This window comes from Pseudomonas sp. Irchel s3b5, assembly GCF_900187435.1.
In the GTDB taxonomy this organism is placed as follows: Bacteria; Pseudomonadota; Gammaproteobacteria; order Pseudomonadales; family Pseudomonadaceae; genus Aquipseudomonas.
In genome coordinates this window covers 1-1,688 of record NZ_FYDY01000064.1, presented here as the reverse complement: position 1 = coordinate 1,688, position 1,688 = coordinate 1, and the positions used below count along the sequence as shown (strand labels likewise).

Genomic DNA, 1,688 nt, shown 5'->3' with positions numbered 1-1,688 from the left:
TCTTTGCGGGTCTGCTTACGCTTGCCTGCGTACTCGGCGTCAGCGAAGGTCATCTGTTTCATCGGAAAACTCGGCGGGTGGAGTCCTGGTATTTTGCCAAAATCAGGAAGTCTTCTTCAGAATTTCCTTAGGGTTTCTTGCCGTGACGTTAGGCTGTGTCGTCGACATATTTCGGCGGGTGCAATATGGCATGTTGGATAACGCTGGAAACTGACTGTGGAGTAATGTTTTTGTTTTTGCAGTAGGCAGAGTTTATCCAGTCCGACAAGAGCTTTGCACCCTTGCTCGCGTTGCAAGAGACACAACAAAGAACAATATTTTCCTTCGTGATGATTCTCTCGTCATTGGTTATGTGCTCCCACGAGGATTGAGATTTCCTCGTGCCACAGAAGCCAAATTTAATGCCGCAGTAAACACAGCACACATCCCGCTCAATGACCTCTCTTTCTAAGCTGGCGGGTATGTTCCACTTGTTCATAGCCAATTGCTTCCAATGTTGTGGACGCAACAGTGTGCCACTACCAGCTCACTCTCAGCTGAATTTTCTCGCCTGTCGCTGGGCATCCATCAAACACAGTCTTTCTGTTTGCCCTCTGTGCCACCGATCAGAGCCCATCATGGGGCCTGTGTGCTGGTCTGTGGGAGCGAACTCAGAGAGCAAACAAAAGGAAATCATGAAATGACAATCGACATACAACACAAGCACGCCTCCCACGTCATCATCATTGAGGGTCAAGCCTTCAAGGCTAACGACTTCGGCATGTGGGATCTGACTGACATCTGGAAAGCGCTCAAGCTTCCCAAGACCAAGGGGCCCGGTAAGTGGGCCGAACTGAAAGCGGCAAAGCGTCTGGCAGCTTCCCGTAAAGTCGAAAGCTCCAACGGTAACGGAACCTTCGCTACCAAGCAGGCGACCATCAGATACGCCGCATGGGTCTCCCCGGAGTTCGAGGATGTGGTCTACGACGCCTTCGAGGCGATCCTTGAGATGCCTGAGGTTGCCTTGCTGGTGGCCGACAAGATGCGCAACGTGGGCAATGACCATAGCGCCGCCATCCTTGAGCGTTATTCCACCTTCAATGACAAATGTGACTGGAACATCAAGCGTATTCACAGGAACACCCAGCAGGGTCTGCGCGCTGCCGTGGCAAGAGGCACTATCACCCAAGCGAGGGCAATTGAACTTGGCCTAAAAGTGTCCCGATAACTGGCTACTCATTTCTTTGGGAGGCAGCTATCTTCAAATACTGGCTAATTGCCTTTTTGGGGTTGATGGTTGGCTTATGGGGTTCACGATCTGCTACAGCTTCCAAGGCAAAAGAGTGGTCATTGAGTGCCAGAACGATAATCTCTGCTCGCACGACGCTGTTTACTTCTCGATGCGTCATGCGGGTATTGCTTTGCGAAAGGAGGTATTGAATTGGGATAGCAACTACGTATCTATGATTGGGACTGTCAGATATTTTGTGTGCAGGCCGGTAACGGCCTGCCGTTAGGCAGGCCATTCTTTTACCAGGCAGGCCTGATAAATCGATCTCCGTACAGAATCGCGAATTGATTCATCGCACTTTTCCAGTCATGGGCCGCTGAGCCCCAGTTTGCTGTGATGTTGCGCAGCCCAAGCCAGATCAGTTTTGTCGCCGCATCGTCGGTTGGGAAGTGACCTCGGGTCTTGATGATCTTGCGCA

1 protein-coding gene and 1 pseudogene are annotated in these 1,688 nt (G+C 51.2%); one reads left to right on the top strand and one right to left on the bottom strand.

The genetic code is table 11. The annotated features are described in order from the left end of the window. The first annotated feature begins 679 nt into the window (after positions 1 to 679). A complete protein-coding gene (locus tag CKW15_RS27760; protein WP_159953418.1) occupies positions 680 to 1,207 on the top strand; it encodes a KilA-N domain-containing protein in 528 nt (175 codons plus the stop codon). 302 nt (positions 1,208 to 1,509) lie between these two features. On the opposite strand, the pseudogene CKW15_RS27755 reads toward CKW15_RS27760, so the two are convergent. After that, positions 1,510 to 1,688, bottom strand: a pseudogene (locus CKW15_RS27755) (IS256 family transposase); the annotation flags it as partial.

Bases quoted from the DNA above. Each gene is read 5' to 3' on its own strand.
- CKW15_RS27760 (WP_159953418.1), top strand. From the start codon at position 680: ATGACAATCGACATACAACACAAGCACGCCTCCCACGTCATCATCATT.